Genomic DNA, 19,701 nt, shown 5'->3' on the forward strand with positions numbered 1-19,701 from the left:
CGCCGATGCTACTGGGCCGCTCGAATGCGGCAAAGCGCCATGTAATCTTTGCTGACGAAACTGTGAGCACGCCCGCCCTTACAGACGAAAATGCCCGGCCATGCCCTGCAGCTCGCGGCCCAGTTCGGCCAGCTGGATGCTCGAGGCGGCGGTCTGGTCCATCGCCACCGCCGACTGGTCGGCGATATCGCGGATCGAGGTGACGCTGCGGTTGATCTCCTCGGCCACCGCCGTTTGCTGCTCGGCCGCCGCAGCGATCTGCTGGTTCATCTCGAAGATCCGCGTCACCGCCTCGGCGATGGCCGTCAGCGCGCCCTCGGTCTGGTTGGCGTCCACCACCGTCTGGCTCACCAGGCTGGCGCTCTGCGCCATGTCGGCCACCGCGCGGCGGCTGCCCTCGCGCAGCGCGGCGATCAGCGCCTCGATCTCGGCGGTGGACTGCTGGGTGCGTCTGGCCAGGGCGCGCACCTCGTCGGCGACCACGGCGAAGCCGCGGCCCTGCTCGCCGGCGCGCGCCGCCTCGATGGCGGCGTTGAGCGCCAGCAGGTTGGTCTGCTCGGCGACGTTCTTGATCACCTCCAGCACCGCGTCGATGCGCTGAGCGTCCTGGCTCAGGCGCTGGATGCTGGCGGTGGTGGCGTCCATGGCGCCGGCCAGCTGGTCGATGCGCTGCAGGGTCTGGCGCACCACCTGGCTGCCACTGTCGACGCGCCGATCGGCCTGCTCGGTGGAAGCCGCGGCGGCCTCGGCGTTGCGCGCCACCTCATGCACCGTGGCGGTCATCTGGCTCATGGCGGTGGCCACCTGATCGGTCTCCAGCTTCTGCCCATTGACCCCCTGGCGGGTCTGCTCGGTCACCGCCGACAGCGACTGCGCCGAGCTGGACAGCTGGGTCACCCCGCCCTGCAGGCGGCCGACCATCTCGCGCAGGTTGCCGGCCATCGCCTGCATGGCGCCGAGCAACTGGCCGATCTCGTCGCGCCGGCCGATGTCGATGCGCGTGCTCAGGTCGCCGGCAGCGATGCGCTCGGCCAGGCCGATCACCCGTTTCAGCGGCCGCACTATGGCCAGGCTGATGGCCAGCGCGGCGCCCAGGCCGACCAGCAGGGCCAGGGCCGCCGCCAGCAGGATCAGGGCGCTGCTCGCCTGCTGCGCAGCCTGCATGGCCTGGCGCTGGGCGCCTAGGGCCTGTTCGACCTGGCCGAGCAGTTGTTCGATCTGCGCCACCAGCTGCTGGTAGACCTGCTTCTGCTGCTGCAGTTGCTCGGCATATTCCTTGAGCCGCTCGTTGAAGGAGTCGACATTGACCACCACCTCGCCGAGCACCGCGGCGTAGCCGGGGTCATCCAGCGCGTCGCGCAGCGCGGCGGCCAACGCCTGGGCCTCGCCGGCCTGGGCGATCTCGACCCGCTCGAGCGCGTCGCTGCGCCGGCTCGCCTCCAGGCGCTGGCGGGCCTGGTCCAGCGCCTGCAGCAGCAATTGGTGAATCTTGCCGACCTGCCCGGCCTGCAGCACCGCCTCGCCGCCCTGCTCGCCCTGGCTGCGCTTGAGCAGGTCGACACCGTCCTCGCTCAGCCCCTCCTGCAGCAGGTCGAGGCTGTTGGCTGCGCTGACCACCAGCCAGTCGGCGGCCTGCAGCGACAGCTGCATGTTGTCGGTGAGTTCCACGTAACGGGCGAAGGCGGCGCGGTAGTCGGCCAGCGCCGGCGCCAGCGGCGCCAGGAGCGCCGCGCTATCGGCGTCCAACTCGCCCTGCAGGGCGGCGCTGGCCTGCACTATCGCCTCGGCCTGCTCGGCCAGGCGCGTGGCCTGCTGCGGATCGCCGCTCAGGGCGAAGGCCTGCTCGCTGTGGCGCATGTGCAGCACCTGCGCGCCAAGCGCGCTCATGCGCTGCTGCAGCGCCGCGCCGGCGTTCACCTCGCGCAGCGCCAGCAACCCGGTGCCGGCCACCAGGGCGGTGAGCCCCAGCACCAGGGCGAAACCCAACATCAGTTTGCTGGCCGTGCTCAGACTGGCCAGCCGATTGCTCCACCCGCTCCCCATGACCGCCCCCGCCTACTGCTCGCCGCGAATGGCCGAACATAGGAGCGCCACCCTACTGGCGACAAGCCAGCAAGGCCTGAAATGGCAGGATCAGCTAACTGGAGGTCGTTTCCAGAGTCTGTTCAAAGGCTGCTGCGCCTAGGCCCGGCTGCGTTAAAACAGGCTCGCCGGGCGGATTTATGGCCGCTGCATCTGGAACAGCTCGGTGGTGCGGCAGTAGGCGCTGCCGCCGAGACGGCCGACCAGGTCGAGCTTGAGCGGGTCGAGGCGACCCTGCTCGCTGAGCACGGCATCGTCGATATGCGCCAGCAGTACCTCGGCGAAGATCAGGTGGCAGTTGGGGTTCGCCGCCGGATAGGGCTGGATCTGCGCCACCCGGCACTCGAAGGTCACCGGCGCGCCGGCCACCCGCGGCACGTCGATGCGCTCGCACGGCAGGCTGGCGATGGCGCAATGGGCGAACTCGCTGACCTCGTGCGGCAGAATCGCCGCGCTGGCGTTCATCGCCTCGGCCTGGGCGAAGCCGACCAGCTGGATCGCCAGCTCGCCGCTGGCCTGGGCGTTGCGCAGGCTGTCCTTGAGGCTGCCGTCGTCGCGGGTGTTGACGTTGACCAGCAGGGTCGGCGGGTTGTCGCTGATCACCTGGAAGAAGCTGAACGGCGCCAGATTGGCCACCCCGTCCGGGGAACGGGTGGAAACCCAGGCGATGGGCCGCGGGGTGACGCTGGAGGCCAGCCAGCGGTAGGCCTCCAGCGGGCTCAGGGTGGCGAAGTCGAGTTGCATCAGCGCCCCGCTCGCGATTCGCGGATGTAGAAGCGCGCCCGCTCGGCCTTGCTGGTGCAGCCCTCGTAGGCCTCGAACTGCTGCTGGGTCTTGGCCGCGGTGAGCAGCGACAGCGCCTTGGAGTAGCTGACCGTGCCGGCGAAGCCTTCGGCCTCGGCGATGCTCAGCTCCTTCCATGCGGCATCCAGCTGGTTGGCGCAGGTATCGCGGTAAACCGTCTTGCCGGCGCAACCGCTCAGCGCCAGGGCCAGCAGGGGCAAACAGATCCAATGTTTCATCGACCACACTCCTTAAGAGGACATGACTACGGATAGACCCAGTGTAGGACGCCGGCGCCCGGGGAAAGTGCCCGGCTCAGCGCTCGGCGCGTTGACGCAGATACTCCACCACCGCCTGCTGCTCGCCGACGAACTCGATGCGCCCGGCCTTGCTCTCGCGCTGGAACACGTACATCGGGTCGTAGTACTCCACCAGCAGCGCCTCGATCCAGCCGCGATGGGTGTCGACCTGGCCGGCGGCGGCCTGCTCTTCCAGGCCCTGATCCATGATCGCCGCCAGGCGCTGGTAGCGCTCGCCGCCGAGGCGCCGGGTGATATTGGCCAGACTCTCGCGCAGGCGTGCGGCGAAGGCGGCGAAACCGGCCTCCTCGCCGTGGGCGGCGACGAACTCGGCGCACAGCTCGACCACGTAGGCCTGCAGGATGCGCTCGACGCGATGCTCCAGGCTGTCTTCCAGCCACACCAGCGGGTAGTCCTGCATGGCCTGGTACAGCGGCAGCGGCAGCGAGCAGCGGCCGATCAGGCGCGCCTCGTCTTCCAGCACGAACTGGCGCTGGCCGCGCGCGCGACGCTTGAGCAGGTCGATGGCCAGGGCGTTCTCGAAATCGATCTGCGCCGGCTGGGCGCTGGCGCGCTTGCCGAAGCTGGAGCCGCGGTGGTTGGCGTGGCCTTCCAGGTCCGGGGCGTTGTCCAGCTGGCCGATCACCTCGGTCTTGCCGGTGCCGGTCATGCCGCCGACCAGGACGAAGTCGCACTCGGCCACCGCCTGCTCGCTGGTTTCCAGGAGAAAGCCGCGCATCGCCTTGTAGCCGCCGATCACCCGCGGGTAGTCGATGCCCGCCTCGCTTTTCAGCCACTGCTGGACGATCTGCGAGCGCAGGCCGCCGCGAAAGCAATACAGGTAACCGTCCGGGTGGGCCCTGGCGAAGGCCGCCCAGGCCGCTATGCGCTCGTCCTTCAGCGCGCCGCTGACCAGCTGGTGGCCCAGCTCGATGGCCGCCTGCTGGCCGCGCTGCTTGTAGCAGGTACCGACCTTCTGCCGCTCGAGATCGTCCATCAGCGGCAGGTTGACCACGCCGGGGAAGGCGCCCTTGAGAAATTCCACCGGCGCGCGGGCGTCCATCATCGGCCGGTCGCCCAGAAAGATGTCGCGGTAGTCGGCGCTGTTGTCCCGCATCACAGCACCTCGACCGCGTAGCGCTGTCGCTCGACCATCTCGCCGATGGGCGCCAGGGCCAGCCCCAGCTCGGCGGCCGCGGCGAGGAACTCGGCCTCGCCCTCCGGCGCCACGGCGATCAGCAGGCCGCCGCTGGTCTGCGGGTCGCACAGCAGCAGCTTGGCCAGCTCCGGCAGCGGCGCGATCTTCTCGCCGTAGCTGTCGAAGTTGCGCAGCGTGCCGCCGGGCACACAGCCCTGCTCCAGGTAATACTCGACGCCGTCCAGGCGCGGCACCTTGGCGAACGCCACCCGCGCGGTGAGACTGCTGCCGTCGGCCATTTCCAGCAGGTGACCGAGCAGGCCGAAGCCGGTGACGTCGGTCATCGCACGGACGCCCGCGAGCTTGCCGAAGCGGCTGCCGGGCTTGTTCAGGGTGCACATCCAGTCGCGCGCCAGGCCGACGTCCTCGCTGCGCAGCTTGGCCTTCTTCTCCGCGGTGGTGAGGATGCCGATGCCCAGCGGCTTGCTCAGGTACAGCCGGCAGCCGGCCGTGGCGCTGTCGTTGCGCTTCATATGGCGCTTGTCCACCAGGCCGGTGACGGCCAGGCCGAAGATCGGCTCGGGGGCGTCGATGGAGTGACCGCCAGCCAGCGGGATACCGGCCTCGTCGCACACCGCGCGGCCGCCGCGGATCACCTCGCGGGCGACCTCCGGGGCCAGCACATTGACCGGCCAGCCGAGGATGGCGATGGCCATCAGCGGGTCGCCGCCCATGGCGTAGATGTCGCTGATGGCGTTGGTCGCGGCGATGCGGCCGAAGTCGTAGGGATCGTCGACGATGGGCATGAAGAAATCGGTAGTCGAGACCACCCCGCGTTCTTCGTCTATGGCGTACACCGCCGCGTCGTCGCGCGAGGCGTTGCCGACCCACAGGCGCGGGTCGAGGTTCTGCGCGCCGCTGCCGGCGAGGATCACCTCCAGCACCTTGGGGGAAATCTTGCAGCCGCAACCGGCGCCGTGGCTGTACTGGGTCAAACGAATCGGCTCGCTCATGGCTCTCTCTTGCATCGACGACTGGCGGCGGATTCTAGCAAAGACCGCCTTGGCGCAGCGCCTTTGCGCGAGTAAGGTCGAAACATAGATGGGGGATTTTTCGCATGAGCAAGAAAGTGGCGCTGGTACTGGGCTCGGGGGGCGCGCGCGGCTACGCCCATATCGGCGTGATCGAGGAACTGCAGGCGCGCGGCTACGAGATCGGCTGCATCGCCGGCTGCTCGATGGGCGCGGTGGTCGGCGGCATCTTCGCCGCCGGCAAGCTGCGCGAGTACCGCGAGTGGACCGAAAGCCTGGACTACCTCGACGTGCTGCGCCTGATCGACGTCAGCTTCCGCCTCGGCGCCATCCGCGGCGAGCGGGTGTTCGGGCGCATCCACGACATAGTCGGCGAGATCAATATCGAGGAGCTGGCGATCCCCTTCACCGCGGTCGCCACCGACCTCACCAACCAGCAGGAAATCTGGTTCCAGGAAGGCTGCCTGCACCAGGCGATGCGCGCCTCGGCGGCGATTCCCAGCCTGTTCACCCCGGTGGTGCAGGGCAAGCGCATGCTGGTCGACGGCGGCCTGCTCAACCCGTTACCGATCGTGCCGGTGGTGTCCAGCCACTGCGACCTGATCATCGCGGTCAACCTCAACGCCACCAACCAGAGCCACTACCAGTTGCCGCTGATCGAGCGGCCGGCCGCGCTCAAGGGGCGCATCGACCAGTTGATGGCCACGCTCGGCTCGCGCCTGCCGAGCTTTCGCCGCAAGAGCGAGGACGACGTCCTGCTGCTGGCCGCCGAACAGCAACAGGCCGACGCCATCGGCCCGGCCGCGGCGCCCAGCCGTGGCGAAAACGGCGCCGCGCCGAAATCCGCCAGCGGCTCGCGGGTCGCCGAGTTCAGCGGCCCGGCCTCGCTACTGGAGCTGGTCAACCAGAGCTTCGAGGTGATGCAGACCTCGCTGGCGCAGTACAAGATCGCCGGCTACCCGCCGGACATCCTGATCAACGTGCCCAAGCGCGTGTGCCGTTTCTTCGAGTTCTACAAGGCGCCGGAGCTGATCATGCTCGGCCGCCAGATCGCCCGCGACACCCTCGAGCGCTACGAGCGCGAGGGCTGATCACTCACTGTGCAGCGCCTCGACCGGCTGCAGGCGCGCCGCGCGCCGCGCCGGGGCGATGCCGGAGAGCACCCCGACCAGCGCCGCCAGCAGCAGCGCCAATAGCAGGACGCCCGGCTGCACGGCCAGCGGCAGCCCCGGCAGCGCCAGTTGCAGTGCGCCGAGCAGCGCGCCCATCAGCAGCAGCCCGGCCAGCCCGCCGAGCAGCGACAGCAGCAGCGCCTCGCCGAGAAACAGCGCCAACACCTGCCGCGAGGTGGCGCCGACCGCGCGCAGCAGGCCGATTTCCGCCGCGCGCTCGGCCACCGCGGTGGTCATGATGGTGAGGATGCCCACCGCCCCCACCAGCAGCGAGATGCCGCCCAGCGCCGCCACCGCGACGCTGAACATGGCGAGGATGCGGTCCAGGCTGCGCAGCATGTCGTCCTGGGTGGTCAGGTTGAAATCCTCCTCGCCGTGGCGCTCGATCAGCAGCCGGCGCACCCGCTCGCTCATCTGCGGCGCGGCGATACCGGCGTTGAACACCAGGTTGATCTTGGCCAGGCCGTCGCGGTTGAACAGGCTTTCGGCCCAGTCCACCGGCACGTAGGCGATGTCGTCGATATCGAAGCCGAGCAGCTGGCCCTGGCGCGCCATCACCCCGATCACCCGGAAGCGCGTGCCGCCGACCCGCACCGTCTGCCCCAGCGGGTTGGCCGCGCCGAACAGTTCCTGGCGCAGGGTGTGGCCGAGCACCACGTAGGGCGGCGAGCGGCCGTCGCGCGGCTCGGGGAGAAACTGGCCGAGGGCCAGCGGCAGGCGCCAGGCCGTGGCCATCTGATGGCCGCAGCCGAGCACCCCGGTGTAACGGGTCAGGCCGGCGAACTGAATGTCGCCGTTGCCCTGGATGATCGGCACCGCCGCCTCGACGTGGGCCAGGCGGCGCAGCGCGTCGGCGTCGGCGATGGTCAGCGGGCGCACGTTACTGAGCACGCCGCCGAGGCCGCCGGTGCGGGTCATGCCCGGGCGGATGGTCAGGTTGCGCGTGCCGAACTGGGCGAAGTTGTCCTGCACGTAGCCGCGCAGGCCGTCGCCGATGGCGGTGAGCAGGGCCATGGCGGCGATGCCGATGGCCACCCCGAGCAGGGTCAGCAGGCTGCGCAGGGGCCGGCTGAGCAGCGCCGAGCCGCTCAGGCGCAGACCGTCGCGCAGTTGCATCAGCCGGCCCCCGCCGCGCCGTGCAGCGCCTGCACCGGCGCCATGCGCGCGGCGCGGTTGGCCGGCAGCCAGGCGAACAGCCCGGCGCAGGCCAACGCCAGGCCCAGGCTGGCCAGGCGTGCCCACCAGGGCGCATGCAGCGGCAGCGCAGTGGCCAGGCGCGCCCCCCACAGCAGCAGCTCGGCCAGCAGCAAACCGGCCAGCGCACCGGCCAGGGCGAGCAGCAGCGCCTCGCCGAGAAACACCAGGCGCACCTGTCCGGCGCTGGCGCCGAGGGCCTTGAGCAGGCCGATCTCGGCGGTGCGCTGGTTGACCGAAATCCAGGTCACGTTCATCACCAGGATACCGGCCACCAACAGGCTGATCGCGGCGATGCCGCCGAGCGCCTGGGTCAGGCGCGCGAGAATCTGCTCAAAGGTGCCGCGCAGGGCGTCCTGGCCGACCAGGGTGAAGTCCTCCTTGCCCTGGTGACGGCGAGTCAGGCTGGCGCGAATCTGCCGCTGCGCGCTGTCCAGGTAACTGGCGCCGCGCAGCTCGACGAAGATGCGCAGCAGGCCCTCGCGGTCGAACAGCGCCTGGGCGTTGGCCAGGGGTATCAGCAGGCTGTCGGAGAAATCCATGCCCAGCGACTCGCCGCGTTCGGCCAGCACGCCGATCACCCGCAGCCGCCGGTCGCCGGCGCGCAGCCACTGGCCCAGCGCCGGTGCGTCGCCGAACAGCTCGCGGCGCAGCCGTGCGCCGAGCACGCCGACCGCCTCGCCCTGGCCCGCGGCCAGTTCCGGCAGCGCCTGGCCCTGGGCCAGTTGCAGACCGCGCATGGCGAAGAAATGGTGGTCGGTGCCGACGATCAGCGTCTCGCGGTGGCGATTGCCGGCGCGCACCTCGGCGCGCCCCGACTGCTGCGGCGCCACCCGCCGCACCTGCGGCAGGCGGGCGATGGCCAGGGCATCGCCGAGGGTCAGCTCGCGCGGCGCCAGGCCGGTGACCGGTGGCATGCCGCCGGTGGTCTGGTTGCGCCCCGGCACCACGATCAGCAGGTGGCGGCCGAGCTGGTCGAACTCGCCGATGACGAAGCGCCGGGCGCCCTCGCCCAGGCCGCTGAGCAGCACCACGGCGAACACGCCAATGGCGATGGCCAGCAACAGCATGGCGCTGCGCGAACGGTGCCCGCGCAGCCCGCCGAGCCACAGGGCGCAGAGGTCGGCGGCGCGCATCAGGCCACCCGCAGTTGCGGCGGCCGCGCCTGGCCGTCGTGCAGCCACAGCTGGCGCCGTGCGCGTGCCGCGTGCTGCAGGTCATGGGTCACCACCACCAGGGTCTGGCCCTCGGCATTCAGCGCCTCGAGCAGGGCGAACACCTCGCCGCCGGCCTGACTGTCGAGGTTGCCGGTGGGTTCGTCGGCCAGCAGCAGTGCCGGGCGCATGACCATGGCGCGGGCGATGGCCACCCGCTGGCGCTGACCGCCGGACAGCTCGGCCGGGCGATGACCCAGGCGCTGGCCGAGGCCGAGGCGCTCGGCCAGCTCGCGGCTGCGGCGGCGCCGCTCGGCGGGGTCGATGCCGGCCAGGAGCATCGGCAGCTCGATGTTTTCCAGCACGTCCAGCCGTGGGATCAGGTGGTAGGCCTGGAACACGAAACCGATATGGCGGCTGCGCAGCTCGGCGCGGCGACGCTCGTCGAGCGCCGCGGTGGCCTCATTGTTGAGCCAGTATTCGCCGGCATCCGGCACGTCGAGCAGGCCGAGGATATTGAGCAGGGTCGACTTGCCCGAGCCGGACGGGCCGACCACCGCCAGGTAATCGCCGGCGGCGATCTGCAGATCCAGCGCCGTCAGGCCGACGACCCGCTGCTCGCCGCTGGCGAAGCCGCGCGTCACCCCCTGCAGGCGGATCATCACTGCGCTTCCGCGCTGCGCGAGACCACCGCGATGCCGTCCTTGAGCCCCTCGCGGTCGAGGCTGGCGAGAATCCGCTCGCCCTCGCGCAGGCCGCCCAGCACCTCGGTCCAGCGCCAGTTGGCCAGCCCGGTGTTCAACTCTACCTCGCGCAACACGCCGGTGGCCGGGTCGTAGCGCAGCACCCGGCGCCCCTCCAGCAGGGTCTCGGTGGGGATGCGCAGGCTGCCGGCGCTCTGCTCCAGGAGGATTTCCACGTCGGCGCTGTAGCCGGCCAGCAGGGTCACGTCCACCGGCAACTGGGCGAAGCGCACCTCGACGTCGACGGTGCGCGCCTGCTTCTCCAGCTCGCGCACGAAGGGCGCGATGCGGCTGACCTGGCCGTGGAAATGGCGGCCGCGAAAGGCGTCCAGGCTGATCCGCACCGGCATGCCGATACGCACCCGGCCGGCGTCCACCTCGTCGATCGGCGCATCGACGTAGAGGCAGCTGTCGTCGATCAGGTCCACCGCCGGCGGGGTCGGAATGCCCGGCGGCGAGGGGGTGACGAACTCGCCCAGCTCGCCGTTGATCTGCGCCACCACCCCGGCGAAGGGCGCGCGCAGCACGGTCTGGTCGAGCAGCGAGCGCTGCAGCGTCAGGTTGGCCTCGGCCTCGCGGATCTGCACCTGCTGCGCGGTGCAGGCCAGTTGCGCCAGGCGCGCCTTGGTCTCGGCCTGGTCGAGGCGCTCGAGCGAGGTCAGCTTGCGTTCGCCCAGGTGCTGCAGGCGGCGGTGATCGCGCTGGTACAGCTCGGCCTTGCGGCACAGCTGCTCGCGTTCGCTGCGGCGCACCTCGAGGCGCGCGCCGGCCTCCTCGACCCGCGCCTGGCGGTCGTCCTGGCGCAGGCGCATAAGCACCTGGCCAAGCTCGACGTGCTGGCCCTCCTCGACCAGCAGCTCGCTGACCTGGCCGCCGACGTTGAACGACAGCCGCGAGCGGCGACAGGATTTCAGGGTGCCGGCGCGGGTATTGGCGACCAGGGTTTCCACCGGGCCGCGCTCCACCGCGATCAGTTGCACGGGCATCGGTTGGGGCCGCTGCCACCACCATACAACCGCCAATAAACCGGCGAAAACGATGAGGGAAATCGACAGACTGCGCATAAGTGCCTCTTTCTTGACACCCCAACCTCAGCCTAGGTCAGCCTCCCCCCGCCAACAACGCGGCGCACCCGCCATTGGTCTCTTGATAGAGGTTCTTAGTTTCAACGGTTGATACGTCTCATGCCGGTTTGTCCGGCGGCAGCCGGTCGAGGGCCGCCTGGTTGTCCGGCGCCTTCTCCGCCACCCAGTCGCTGAGCAGGCTGTAGGCCACCGCCAGCAGGGTCGGGCCGAGGAACAGCCCCATAAAGCCGAAGGCGAGGATGCCGCCGAACACCCCGAGCAGCACCACCACCAGCGGCAGGTTGCCGCCGCGGCTGATCAGGTAGGGCTTGAGGATATTGTCCACGCCGCTGATGACGAACATGCCCCAGACGCCGAGGAACAGGGCGAAGCCGTACTCGCCCTGCCACACCAGCCAGGCGGTGGCCGGTATCCACACCAGCGGCGGGCCCATCGGCACCAGGCTGAGGACGAAGGTGAGAATGCCCAGCACCAGCGCCCCCGGCACCCCGGCGATCCAGAAGCCGATCAGCGCCAGCAGGCCCTGGGCCGCGGCGGTGCCGATCACGCCGTTGACCACCCGCTGCACGGTGCCGGCCACCAGCTCCAGGTAGTGGTCGGCGCGCTCGCCGATCAGCCGTTCCAGCAGGCTGTGGACGAACACCGCCAGGCGCGGGCCGTCGCGGTAGAAGAAGAACACCAGCACCAGGCTCAGGCCCAGCTCCAGCATGCCGCCGCCGAGTTGGGCGCTGCGCGCCAGCAGCCAGTTGCCGACCTGGCCGAGGTAGGGCCGCAGGGTGGCGAAGAAGGCCGCGCCCTGCTGGTCGATGGTCAGCCACAGATTGGCCAGGCGCTCGCCCACCAGCGGCAGGCCGATCAGCCAGCTCGGCGGCGGCGGCAGGCCCTCGACCTGCAGGTCCTTGATCAGCGCGTTGGCGTCCTTGATGTGATCGGCCAGGTTGAACCCCAGCCAGATCAGCGGCACCGCTACCAGGATCACCCAGCCGCAGGTGAGGATGCCCGCGGCCAGCGACAGCCGCCCTTGCAGCGCCTGGGTCAGCAGCCGCATCAGCGGCCAGCTGGCGAAGGCCAGCACCGCGGCCCAGAACAGCGCCGACCAGAACGGCGCCAATACCCAGAGGCTGGCGGCCAGCAGGCCGAGCAGCAGAATCTGCACCAGCAGACGATCGTTAGTGGCCATGACCCGAAACTCCCTTCGTTGCAACGACAGAGCGCCCCTGGAGGGCGCTCTGGATGTGCCTGGTTGTGCCGCGCAGCTTAGCGCAATAGACGCACCGCCAGGGCTTCGCCGGCACCCTCGCCGAGCTCCAGACGCGCCTCGCGCACGCGCTGGGCGATCAGCGCCTCGCGCCAGGCCTGCGCCTGGCTGCCGGAGAGGCTGACGCGCAGGGTGCTGTCGAGGTTGAGGCTGCGCGCCAGCACCTCGGCCCAGGCGCTGTCGGCCCGGGCTGCGTCGGGCAGTTGCAGCAGGCCGTCGCTGCGCAGCTGGCGCAGCAGGGTCGCCGGGGTCGGCAGCAGCTCGCCCAGCGGCGCCTCGGCATCCAGCTGCTCGGCATGCAAGTAGGCGCGGCGGTTGCCGCGGGTGATGCTGTACAGCGCCAGCAGGCTGTCGTGGTTGGGCTCGGCCAGGCGCAGCAGCGCATAGGCCTGCTGGTCGTCGGAACCGTACAGGGTGGCGTTGCCGAACACCGAATTGGCCCACAGGCTGCTGGCGCCGCATTCGCGCCCCTGGCACCAGTAGAGCAGCTCGGCGCCCCGCTCCAGCAGGGCCTCGCGCGCGCTGGCAAATACCTGGTCGGCGCTGTGGGTGCGCGGCAGTTCGTAGGTCACCGCGGCGTGCCGGCCCTGCACCAGGATCTCCCGCTCGTAGCGCAGGCGCCCGCTGATGCGGCGGATCGAGCCCTGCGGGTAGACGCGTTCGAGCTGCGGGCTCTCGGCGAAGGCGACGATCTTGCTCGCCGGGAAACGCGGCAGGCTGTCGAGGTCGCGACTGCCGGGCAGATCGGCAGCCAGCACGACGGCGCTGCCCAGCAGTGCGGCCACTAGGGCAAAACCTTTCATACGCGCCCTCATTGGATCAGCATCGCTTGCGCGGCTTTTACCAGGCGCGCCTCGTCGGCCTCGCGCTGCGGCACCTGCAGGCCGCGCTGCACCGCCGGGCGCGCCGCGATGGCGTCCAGCCAGCGCTGCAGATGCGCCAGCCCGTCGAGCGAGACGCCGGCCCAGTCGTGCACGCGCACCCAGGGGAAGGTGGCGATATCGGCGATGCTGTAGTCGCCGGCCAGGTATTCGACCTCGCCCAGGCGCGCGTCGAGCACCTCGTAGAGGCGGCGGGTCTCGTGCTGGTAGCGGTCGATGGCGCCCTGCAGCTTCTGTGGGAAATAGCGGAAGAACACATTGGCCTGGCCCTGCATCGGGCCGACCCCGCCCATCTGGAACATCAGCCACTGCAGCGCGAGCGAGCGCCCCTTGGCGTCGCTGGGCAGCAGTTGCCCGGTCTTCTCGGCGAGGTAGATGAGGATGGCGCCGGACTCGAACACGGCGAAGTCGTCATGGTCGCGATCGACGATGGCCGGGATGCGGCCGTTAGGGTTGATACGCAGAAAGGCCGCGGCCTTCTGCTCCTTGCGCTCGAAACTGAGGGCGTGCACCTGATAAGGCAGGCCGAGTTCCTCCAGGGCGATGGATGCCTTGTGCCCATTGGGGGTGGCGGCGGTATACAGGTCGATCATGCGATCCTCCATGGCAGACCGCCACACCTTTCCCCATGAGCCGGCGGCAAGTCAAGGCAAGCGCAAGAATGGATTGAAACAATCCGCGACACGTTGCGCGCCGGCCTCGTCGTCCAGGTGCAGGTGGTGGCCGCCCGGCAGGCGGTGCAGCTCGAACGACAGGCCCTGCAGCAGCTGCTGCACCGCCGGCTGCGCCTGCATCATGCCCTGCTCGGCCAGCACCAGGCTGACCGGGCATTGCAGGGCGCGAACGAAGGCCTGGGCATGGGCCCAGCTCAGGCGCAAGGGCGAGGCCAGGGTCAGGCGGCTGTCGGTGCGCCAGGTGTAGCCGCCGGGCACCGGCATCAGGCCGCGTTGGGCGAGCAGTTCGGCGGCCTCGCGGCTGACCGCACCGACGCCCTTCATGCGCGCCTCGACGGCTCGCGCCACCTCGGCGTACACCGGCTTGCGCTTGCCATCCAGGGCGAGCTTGGCGCGCAACGCCTCGCCGAGTTTCGCCGGTGCGCTGTCGGCCTCGCCGGTATAGGGCACCAGGCCGTCGATCAGCGCCAGGCGGGCGATGCGCTCGGGCATGGCGGCGGCCAGCAGCACCGCGCTGATCGCGCCCATGGAGTGTCCGAGGATGGCAAAGCGCCGCCAACCGAACTGCTCGGCCACCTGCAGCACGTCGTAGGCGTAATCCCACAGGGCGTAGCCGGCGCCCGCCGGGCGGTGTTCGGAATGGCCGTGGCCGGCGAAATCCAGGGCGACGATGCGCAGACCCTCGAGCTTCGGCGCCAGGCGGGCGAAGCTGGCGGCGTTGTCCAGCCAGCCGTGCAGGGCCAGCACCGGCACGCCGTCCTCGGGGCCGTAGAGATGGGCGGCCAACTCGATATGCGGCAGGCTCAGGCGGACTTCTTCGAAACAGGCGCTCATGCGGACTCCTCAAGCGGGCCGGCCCAGCGGACGAACAGCTGGCGCAGCAGCTCGGCGGTGGCCTGCGGGCGCTCCAGGGGGAACATATGGCCGCCGGGCAGGCTCAAGTATTCGCCGCGCGGCATGCGCCGCAGCAGGCGGGCGTGATGCGGTAGCACCACTCGGCTGTGGCGGCCGCGGACCATGGCCAGCGGCACCGCCAGCTGCTGCGGGCGCCCCGGCGCGGTGTGCGGCACGCTGCGGTAGATGCCGATCTCGGTGGCCGGATCGAACGTCAGGCGCAGGCCCTGCCCCGCGGGCTGCAGGCCATGGCGCACGTAGGCGTCCAGGCAGTCGGGATCGAAGCGGCGGAACAGGCTCTTGGCGGCGAAGTAGTCGCGCGCCTCGGTCAGGTCGGCGAAGGCCTCGCGCCGGCCCAGGGTGCGCCCGGCCGGGGTGATGCGGTCGATAAAGCCGAAGCGCTTGGCGGCGCGGATCAGCATGCGGTCGACCAGGGTCAGCAGCGGCGAATCGAGCATCACCACGCCGCGGTACAGCTCCGGCCTGAGCAACGCGGCGTGGTAATGCAGCACGCCGCCGAGGGAATGGCCGACGCCCCAGACCGGCTCGTCGCCGCCTTCGAGGTGATGGATCAGCTCGGCGACCAGGTTGGCCCAGTTGTCGTCCACCGGAAAGCGCGGATCGTGGCCGTGCTGCTGCAGGTGGCGCACCCGGTAGTCCGGCGCCAGGGCGGCGAACAGCTTGGCGTAGGTGGCCGAGGGAAAACCGTTGGCGTGGGCGAAGAAGATCGGCTGCGGCATGCGCGGTGCTCGCGAAATGGACACCGGGCGATTTTCCGGCAGCCCCGCCGCCGCGGCAACGACCGTAACCGCCATTGATGGCGGCGCAATGGTCAGGGCTATTGGCGGCGCCCGCTCAGACCCTGGGCGGCTGCTCGCCCAACGGCACTATGGCCATGGTCAGGCGCGAGATGCAGCTGGGCTTGCCGTCGTCGCCGCTCAGGCGGATGTCCCAGACGTGGGTGGTTCGGCCCAGGTGCACCGGCCGCGCCACGGCATGCACGCGCCCTGCGCGCAGGCCGCGCAGGTGGTTGGCGTTGACCTCCAGGCCGACGCAGTAGAAGCGACTGCTGTCGATGCACAGGTAGCTGGCCATGGAGCCAAGGGTCTCGGCCAGCACCACCGAGGCACCGCCGTGCAGCAGGCCGTAGGGTTGATGGGTACGCGCATCGACCGCCATGCTGGCGCTGAGCGACTGCTCGTCGCAGGACTCGAAGCGGATGTCCAGCAGCTCGCCGATGGTGTTTTTCTGGGTCGCGTTGAGCGCATCGAGATCGGGGGCTTGTCGCCACAGGCTCATGGGGCATTCCTTATGCTGTCGGGAAACCGGGCCGACGCCGCCGGCCCGCTCACATTCACTCGTGCCAGAGCACCGCTTCGCTGCGCTGCTGCCACTCGGCGAAGCGCGCGCCGTAGGCGCCCTCGACCACGTTGCGCTTGATCTTCAGGGTCGGCGTGAGGAAACCGTTCTCCACCGCCCAGACCTCCTTGACCAGCACCAGCCCCTGCAGCCGCTCATGCTGGTCGAGACGCCGGTTGACCTCCTCGAGCAGCGCCTTGAGGCTGCTTTCCAGCGCGCCACGGCTGTCGTTGGCAGCCTCCTGGCGGCCCGCCTCGGACAATACGCAGAGCGCCAGGGGTTGTGGCAGGCCGTCGCCGACCACGCAGACCTGCTCGATGCGCGAATGCTCGCCGAGACGGATCTCGATGGGCGCCGGCGCCACGTACTTGCCCTTGCTGGTCTTGAAGATCTCCTTGATCCGCCCGGTCAGGCGCAGGTTGCCCTCAGCGTCCTGCTCGCCCTTGTCGCCGGTGCGCAGGAAACCGTCTTCGGTGAGGGTCTCGGCGGTCTTGGCCGGGTCCTTGTAGTAGCCCTGCATGGTGGCGCCGCTGTGCACCTGCACCTCGCCGTCCTCGGCGATGCGCACCTCCACGCCGGGGCTGTTCTGGCCGATCCAGCCTTGCTTGAACTTGCCTGGCCGGCACACGTGGGAGTAACCGCAGTTCTCGGTCATGCCGTAGACCTCCTGGATTTCCAGGCCCAGGCGGCGATACCAGCCCAGCAGCGCCTCGGGCACCGGCGCGGCGCCGGACAGCGCGTAGCGCACGGCGTCCAGGCCGAGCCCGGCGAGCACTTTCCTGCCGACCAGGCGGCCGATCAGCGGCAGCTTCAGCAGGCGATCGAGCTTGTGCGCCGGCATCTTGGCGTACACGCCCATCTGGAACTTGGTCCAGATGCGCGGCACGCCGAACATCACCGTCGGCCGTGCGCGCTTGAGGTCGTCGAGGAAGGTGTCCAGGCTCTCGGCGAAGAAGATCGTCTGCCCGGCGTAGATCGATGCCAGCTCGACGAACATGCGCTCGGCCACGTGACACAGCGGCAGGTAGGACAGCAGGCGGTCGTCCTCGCCGACGCCGAACAACTCGATGGCATTGCTGGCGGCGAAGCCGAAATTGCCGAACTGGTGCATCACCCCCTTGGGCGTGCCGGTGGTGCCGGAGGTATAGATGATGGTGGCCAGCTGGTTGGCCGCGGGCTTGGGATCGTCCTGGATCGGTGCGCAGCGCTGCAGGTCGTCCCAGCTGTAGTGGAACTCGCCCGGCGGGTGCAGCGGCAGGCTGACGGTCGGCAGCCCGGCGGGCAGCCCCGGCGCCATGGCCGGCCAGTCATCGAGCTTGCCGATCAGGGCCAGCGCCGCTTCGGAATGCTCCAGCACCTGGCGCATCGACTCGGCGGTGAGGTTGGGGTACAGCGGCACCGAGACGTGCCCGGCCATCCAGATCGCCAGGTCGGCGACTATCCAGTGCGCGCAGTTCTTCGACACGATGGCGATGCGGCTGCCCGGCGCCAGTTCGCGGCTGCGCAACCAGTGGGCGGCGCGCCGCGCCTGTTCGCCCACCTCGGCCCAGCTCAGCTCCAGCAACTGGCCGCCGCCGAGGGGCTGGACCATGTAGCGTTTGTTCGGGTGCCTTGCTTCACGCTCGTAGAACAGCTCGAGCGGCAGACGGATCGCATCGGCCACAGGGCTTCCTCCTTGTTGTTTTTATGGGTGTCAACCAAGCACTTGCTTGGTCGACTATTCCACGCAGACAAGGACGGCGCAAGTTAAGAAATGTTGCACGCCGTAGCCCGGATGCCATCCGGGGGCGGGCCTACGGTTCCCGGATGGCATCCGGGCTACGAGAGTCGGTGCAGCCCTCAATGCGGATGGATCAGCGCCAGCAGCTCCATCAGACCGGCCGCCGGCAGATCGCCGTCGAGCTCGGCCAGGCTGGTGGTGCGCATCGGCAGCGGTTCCTGGCGGTTGCCATGCACCAGCAGGCCGCCGAGGGCGCCGATCAGCGGCTGGTGGCTGACCAGCAGCATTTCCGCGCCCTCGCGCTCGTCGAGGTACTTGAGCACCTCGCGCGGGTCGCTGTCCGGGGTCAGCCAGGGCACGGTGCCCACCGCGCCGGCGAAGCCCAGCGCGCCGCGTACCAGTTCGGCGGTCTGCTGGGCGCGCACGTAGGGGCTGGCGAGAATCGCCGTGAGCGGCCGCCCGGCCAGTTGCGCGGCGGCCTGCAGCACCTCCTTGCGGCCCTGGGCGGTCAGCTCGCGCGCGGCATCGCTGGCGGCCTGCGGCTCGGCCTGGCCGTGACGCAGCAGCCACAGCCTCACAGCTTGGGCTCCTCGTCGCGCACCGGGTGCGGCGCCGGCGGGATGCTATGGGCGGCCTCGCCTTGCGCCGCGCGCGGGGTCGGCCAGTCGGCGAACGGCCAGGGCTTCTCGTCGCTGTTGAAGGTGCCGAAGCGGCCGATCTGCATCAGGTACTGGCTGAGGCTGTCGCCGAAACCCAGCAGGCTGGCGTTGGGCGCACCGTAGAACAGGCGGTAGCCGAGCTGCAGCAGCACCACGGCGCCGAGCAGCAGCTCGGCCAGTTGCCAGACGATGACGAAGATCACCATCCACAGAATGCGCAACAGGATCGACTCGCGTTCCAGCTCCTGCTTTTCATCGTTCATCACTTGCTCCTCAGAAACCCGCGGTGGGAATGAAATCGACGTCGGTCTTGGGTTCGCCGCGCATCAGCAACTCGATCACCTGCGCCAGCGTGCGCCCCTCGAACAGGATGGCGTGCAGCCCGGCGACCAGCGGCATGTACACCTCCAGCTCCTCGGCGCGCGCCTTGAGCACCTTGAGAGTATTGACCCCTTCGGCGACTTCGCCCAGGCGCTGCACCGCCGCCTCCAGGCTGAGGCCTTCGCCGAGGGCGAAACCGACCTGATAGTTGCGGCTTTTCGGTGACGAACAGGTGACGATCAGGTCGCCCACCCCGGCCAGGCCGAGGAAGGTCATGGGGTTGGCGCCCAGCTTGACGGCGAAGCGGGTCATCTCGGCCAGGGCGCGGGTGATCAGCATGCTCTTGGTGTTCTCGCCCATGCCGAGGGCCGCGGCCATGCCAGACATGATGGCGTAGACGTTCTTCAGCGCGCCGCCCAGCTCGACGCCGAAGCGGTCGGCGCTGGCGTAGACGCGGAAGGTGCGACCGTGCAGGGCCTGCTGCACGCGCAGACAGAGTGCTTCGTCCTCGCTGGCGATCACCGTGGCGGTCAGCGCGTGTTCGGCGACTTCCTTGGCCAGGTTCGGCCCGGACAGCACGCCGATGCGCGCGTCGGGGGCGATTTCCTCGAGAATCTGGCTCATCAGCTTGAAGGTCCTGGCCTCGATGCCCTTGGTGGTGCTGATCAGCAGCTTGCCGGCGAGCAATCCGGCCACCGGTTGCAGCGCTTCGCGCAGGGCGCTGGAAGGCAGCGCGACCAGCACCAGCTCGGCCTGCTGCAGGGCGCCGCTCAAGTCGCTGGTCGGTTCGATGCCCGGGTGCAGCTTGACGCCCTTGAGGTAGCGCGGATTCTCGCCGCTGCGGCGCATCTGCTCGGCCTGCTCGGGGTCGCGCATCCACTGTAGGACGCGCTGGCCGTTCTCCGCCAGCAGATTGGCCAGGGCGGTGCCGAAGCTGCCGCCGCCGAGTACGGCAATGGGTTGAAGCTCTGTCATAACACTTCCGAATGGGGCCATGCGCGATGGCGGTCTGCAGGCATTATACGGAGCCGCGAGTGACCGGCCAGGGCAAAAGTTCGCCGCGCCGCATCGGCCCCGGCGGGCAAACGCGAAATGGCGCAGAGTGCGCGCGCCTGGCGCTGGCAAAGCGCGCCGGGTCGGTTAACATGCCGGCTCGACGTAATTTGCCAAGGACGACCCGTGCCCACAGGCAGCCCCTTGCCCCGCCCTGCCCGCTACAGCCGCCGGCAGCGCCGCACTCCGACAGGGACAGTA

The 19,701-nt window shown here is 69.8% G+C and carries 20 protein-coding genes and 1 pseudogene; 1 reads left to right on the forward strand and 20 read right to left on the reverse strand.

Annotated elements, in window-relative coordinates:
- Positions 1–78 precede the first annotated feature (78 nt).
- From ACIGKL_RS16965 to selD, 6 genes and pseudogenes are all read right to left on the reverse strand, one after another.
- Complete coding sequence (locus tag ACIGKL_RS16965; protein ID WP_397487877.1) at positions 79–951, reverse strand: methyl-accepting chemotaxis protein; 873 nt, start codon at positions 949–951, stop codon at positions 79–81.
- Positions 934–2,043: pseudogene (locus ACIGKL_RS16970) on the reverse strand (HAMP domain-containing protein); the annotation flags it as partial. The gene ACIGKL_RS16965 and the pseudogene ACIGKL_RS16970, both read right to left, overlap by 18 nt.
- A gap of 177 nt (positions 2,044–2,220) precedes the next feature.
- Positions 2,221–2,826: a flavin reductase family protein gene (locus ACIGKL_RS16975; RefSeq protein WP_397487651.1), complete on the reverse strand. Its 606-nt coding sequence runs from the start codon at positions 2,824–2,826 to the stop codon at positions 2,221–2,223.
- Entirely contained in the window at positions 2,826–3,104 is a 279-nt protein-coding gene (locus ACIGKL_RS16980) for a hypothetical protein (protein ID WP_397487652.1), read from the reverse strand. The genes ACIGKL_RS16975 and ACIGKL_RS16980 overlap by 1 nt, the downstream gene beginning before the upstream one ends.
- 76 nt (positions 3,105–3,180) lie before the next feature.
- Complete coding sequence (gene mnmH / locus ACIGKL_RS16985; RefSeq protein WP_397487653.1) at positions 3,181–4,281, reverse strand: tRNA 2-selenouridine(34) synthase MnmH; 1,101 nt, start codon at positions 4,279–4,281, stop codon at positions 3,181–3,183.
- On the reverse strand, positions 4,281–5,315 hold the full coding sequence (gene selD, locus ACIGKL_RS16990) for a selenide, water dikinase SelD (RefSeq protein ID WP_397487654.1): 1,035 nt from the start codon (positions 5,313–5,315) through the stop codon (positions 4,281–4,283). The genes mnmH and selD overlap by 1 nt, the downstream gene beginning before the upstream one ends.
- A gap of 104 nt (positions 5,316–5,419) precedes the next feature.
- Here selD and ACIGKL_RS16995 point away from each other — a divergent pair, with 104 nt between their 5' ends.
- On the forward strand, positions 5,420–6,424 hold the full coding sequence (locus ACIGKL_RS16995; RefSeq protein WP_397487655.1) for a patatin-like phospholipase family protein: 1,005 nt from the start codon (positions 5,420–5,422) through the stop codon (positions 6,422–6,424).
- Here the strand turns inward: ACIGKL_RS16995 and ACIGKL_RS17000 are convergent, their stop codons facing one another.
- From ACIGKL_RS17000 to ACIGKL_RS17065, 14 genes are all read right to left on the reverse strand, one after another.
- Positions 6,425–7,621, reverse strand: a complete 1,197-nt coding sequence (locus ACIGKL_RS17000; RefSeq protein WP_397487656.1) for an ABC transporter permease — start codon at positions 7,619–7,621, stop codon at positions 6,425–6,427.
- Positions 7,621–8,835, reverse strand: coding sequence for an ABC transporter permease (locus ACIGKL_RS17005; RefSeq protein WP_397487657.1), 1,215 nt, complete (start codon positions 8,833–8,835; stop codon positions 7,621–7,623). The genes ACIGKL_RS17000 and ACIGKL_RS17005 overlap by 1 nt, the downstream gene beginning before the upstream one ends.
- Positions 8,835–9,515, reverse strand: coding sequence for an ABC transporter ATP-binding protein (locus tag ACIGKL_RS17010; protein WP_397487658.1), 681 nt, complete (start codon positions 9,513–9,515; stop codon positions 8,835–8,837). The genes ACIGKL_RS17005 and ACIGKL_RS17010 overlap by 1 nt, the downstream gene beginning before the upstream one ends.
- Positions 9,515–10,660, reverse strand: a complete 1,146-nt coding sequence (locus ACIGKL_RS17015; RefSeq protein ID WP_397487659.1) for an efflux RND transporter periplasmic adaptor subunit — start codon at positions 10,658–10,660, stop codon at positions 9,515–9,517. The genes ACIGKL_RS17010 and ACIGKL_RS17015 overlap by 1 nt, the downstream gene beginning before the upstream one ends.
- Positions 10,661–10,778: 118 nt before the next feature.
- Positions 10,779–11,861: an AI-2E family transporter gene (locus ACIGKL_RS17020; RefSeq protein ID WP_397487660.1), complete on the reverse strand. Its 1,083-nt coding sequence runs from the start codon at positions 11,859–11,861 to the stop codon at positions 10,779–10,781.
- A gap of 77 nt (positions 11,862–11,938) precedes the next feature.
- Positions 11,939–12,742, reverse strand: coding sequence for a DUF4892 domain-containing protein (locus ACIGKL_RS17025; protein ID WP_397487661.1), 804 nt, complete (start codon positions 12,740–12,742; stop codon positions 11,939–11,941).
- Between the two features lie 8 nt (positions 12,743–12,750).
- Positions 12,751–13,413 carry a glutathione S-transferase family protein gene (locus ACIGKL_RS17030; protein ID WP_397487662.1) on the reverse strand — a complete coding sequence of 221 codons (663 nt, stop codon included), beginning with the start codon at positions 13,411–13,413 and terminating at the stop codon, positions 12,751–12,753.
- Positions 13,414–13,464: 51 nt separating this feature from the next.
- Positions 13,465–14,328: an alpha/beta fold hydrolase gene (locus ACIGKL_RS17035; RefSeq protein WP_397487663.1), complete on the reverse strand. Its 864-nt coding sequence runs from the start codon at positions 14,326–14,328 to the stop codon at positions 13,465–13,467.
- The gene (locus ACIGKL_RS17040; RefSeq protein WP_397487664.1) at positions 14,325–15,128 is read right to left on the reverse strand and encodes an alpha/beta fold hydrolase; all 804 of its coding nucleotides are present in this window, start codon (positions 15,126–15,128) and stop codon (positions 14,325–14,327) included. Before ACIGKL_RS17040 ends, ACIGKL_RS17035 begins: the two co-directional genes overlap by 4 nt.
- A 115-nt stretch (positions 15,129–15,243) precedes the next feature.
- A complete protein-coding gene (locus ACIGKL_RS17045) occupies positions 15,244–15,687 on the reverse strand; it encodes a hotdog fold thioesterase (protein ID WP_397487665.1) in 444 nt (147 codons plus the stop codon).
- Between the two features lie 55 nt (positions 15,688–15,742).
- Positions 15,743–17,410 (reverse strand): AMP-binding protein, encoded by a 1,668-nt coding sequence (locus tag ACIGKL_RS17050; RefSeq protein ID WP_397487666.1) that lies wholly within the window; start codon positions 17,408–17,410, stop codon positions 15,743–15,745.
- A 176-nt stretch (positions 17,411–17,586) separates the two neighbouring features.
- On the reverse strand, positions 17,587–18,045 hold the full coding sequence (sixA, locus tag ACIGKL_RS17055) for a phosphohistidine phosphatase SixA (protein WP_397487667.1): 459 nt from the start codon (positions 18,043–18,045) through the stop codon (positions 17,587–17,589).
- Positions 18,042–18,389 carry a DUF4389 domain-containing protein gene (locus ACIGKL_RS17060; protein WP_397487668.1) on the reverse strand — a complete coding sequence of 116 codons (348 nt, stop codon included), beginning with the start codon at positions 18,387–18,389 and terminating at the stop codon, positions 18,042–18,044. The genes sixA and ACIGKL_RS17060 overlap by 4 nt, the downstream gene beginning before the upstream one ends.
- Before the next feature lie 10 nt (positions 18,390–18,399).
- Complete coding sequence (locus tag ACIGKL_RS17065) at positions 18,400–19,422, reverse strand: NAD(P)H-dependent glycerol-3-phosphate dehydrogenase (RefSeq protein WP_397487669.1); 1,023 nt, start codon at positions 19,420–19,422, stop codon at positions 18,400–18,402.
- Positions 19,423–19,701: the final 279 nt, after the last annotated feature.

Origin of the sequence: Pseudomonas sp. NPDC077186 (assembly GCF_044543505.1) — a bacterium.
Taxonomy (GTDB): domain Bacteria; phylum Pseudomonadota; class Gammaproteobacteria; order Pseudomonadales; family Pseudomonadaceae; genus Aquipseudomonas.

Bases quoted from the DNA above. Each gene is read 5' to 3' on its own strand.
- ACIGKL_RS17025 (WP_397487661.1), bottom strand. From the start codon at position 12,742: ATGAAAGGTTTTGCCCTAGTGGCCGCACTGCTGGGCAGCGCCGTCGTG.
- ACIGKL_RS17060 (WP_397487668.1), bottom strand. From the start codon at position 18,389: ATGAACGATGAAAAGCAGGAGCTGGAACGCGAGTCGATCCTGTTGCGC.
- selD (WP_397487654.1), bottom strand. From the start codon at position 5,315: ATGAGCGAGCCGATTCGTTTGACCCAGTACAGCCACGGCGCCGGTTGC.
- ACIGKL_RS17035 (WP_397487663.1), bottom strand. From the start codon at position 14,328: ATGAGCGCCTGTTTCGAAGAAGTCCGCCTGAGCCTGCCGCATATCGAG.
- mnmH (WP_397487653.1), bottom strand. From the start codon at position 4,281: ATGCGGGACAACAGCGCCGACTACCGCGACATCTTTCTGGGCGACCGG.
- ACIGKL_RS16975 (WP_397487651.1), bottom strand. From the start codon at position 2,826: ATGCAACTCGACTTCGCCACCCTGAGCCCGCTGGAGGCCTACCGCTGG.
- ACIGKL_RS17065 (WP_397487669.1), bottom strand. From the start codon at position 19,422: ATGACAGAGCTTCAACCCATTGCCGTACTCGGCGGCGGCAGCTTCGGC.
- ACIGKL_RS16965 (WP_397487877.1), bottom strand. From the start codon at position 951: ATGCAGGCGATGGCCGGCAACCTGCGCGAGATGGTCGGCCGCCTGCAG.
- ACIGKL_RS17005 (WP_397487657.1), bottom strand. From the start codon at position 8,835: ATGCGCGCCGCCGACCTCTGCGCCCTGTGGCTCGGCGGGCTGCGCGGG.
- ACIGKL_RS17030 (WP_397487662.1), bottom strand. From the start codon at position 13,413: ATGATCGACCTGTATACCGCCGCCACCCCCAATGGGCACAAGGCATCC.
- ACIGKL_RS17040 (WP_397487664.1), bottom strand. From the start codon at position 15,128: ATGCCGCAGCCGATCTTCTTCGCCCACGCCAACGGTTTTCCCTCGGCC.
- ACIGKL_RS17015 (WP_397487659.1), bottom strand. From the start codon at position 10,660: ATGCGCAGTCTGTCGATTTCCCTCATCGTTTTCGCCGGTTTATTGGCG.
- ACIGKL_RS17010 (WP_397487658.1), bottom strand. From the start codon at position 9,515: ATGATCCGCCTGCAGGGGGTGACGCGCGGCTTCGCCAGCGGCGAGCAG.
- ACIGKL_RS17045 (WP_397487665.1), bottom strand. From the start codon at position 15,687: ATGAGCCTGTGGCGACAAGCCCCCGATCTCGATGCGCTCAACGCGACC.
- ACIGKL_RS17020 (WP_397487660.1), bottom strand. From the start codon at position 11,861: ATGGCCACTAACGATCGTCTGCTGGTGCAGATTCTGCTGCTCGGCCTG.
- ACIGKL_RS16995 (WP_397487655.1), top strand. From the start codon at position 5,420: ATGAGCAAGAAAGTGGCGCTGGTACTGGGCTCGGGGGGCGCGCGCGGC.
- ACIGKL_RS17000 (WP_397487656.1), bottom strand. From the start codon at position 7,621: ATGCAACTGCGCGACGGTCTGCGCCTGAGCGGCTCGGCGCTGCTCAGC.
- ACIGKL_RS16980 (WP_397487652.1), bottom strand. From the start codon at position 3,104: ATGAAACATTGGATCTGTTTGCCCCTGCTGGCCCTGGCGCTGAGCGGT.